The sequence below is a fragment of the Streptomyces bugieae genome, assembly GCF_036352915.1.
In the GTDB taxonomy this organism is placed as follows: Bacteria; Actinomycetota; Actinomycetes; order Streptomycetales; family Streptomycetaceae; genus Streptomyces; species Streptomyces endophytica.
Genome location: NZ_JAZBJP010000127.1, coordinates 1 through 471 on the forward strand (window position 1 = coordinate 1; position 471 = coordinate 471).

Annotated in this window: 1 protein-coding gene; it reads right to left on the bottom strand. The window is 66.5% G+C overall.

Annotation, left to right across the window (positions count from 1 at the left end; translation table 11 throughout):
- Positions 1-471, bottom strand: a 471-nt coding sequence (locus V2J85_RS40505; RefSeq protein WP_330824376.1) for an aminotransferase class III-fold pyridoxal phosphate-dependent enzyme, incomplete at both ends; no start/stop codon positions are given.

Consider the following 471-nt stretch of genomic DNA (forward strand, 5'->3'; position numbering starts at 1 on the left):
TTCATGGCGATGGCCGCGGAGAATCCGTCCTTGGCGAAGGTCGAGCTGTGCAGGACCTCGAACTCCGGGCGGAAGCGGTCCTGGTGGAAGAGGGCCACCGAATTCTTGGCGATTCCTCCGCCGATGCTTTTCGCCAGGGTGTAGTAGTCGCCCTGCAACCCCATGTGCGAACTGGCGAGAAACGCACCGGTCCGCCCCATGCCGCTGTGGATCTCGTCGACGATCAAGGGGCAGCCGACCGCGTCGCACACCGCCCTGATCTCGCGGGCCGCCGCCTCGGTCAGGGGCCGCATACCGTTCGCACCCTGAACGGGTTCCACGAAGAAGGCGCCGATGACGGGGAAGTCCCGCTCCACCACGGTCACCGCACCGTCGGCCACCAGAATGTCGAGCAGGCTCTCGCGGAGATCCTCGATCGCCCCCTTCATCTCTTCCGGCCGGTCCGCGCGGAGGAAACGGGTCGAGGAGGAC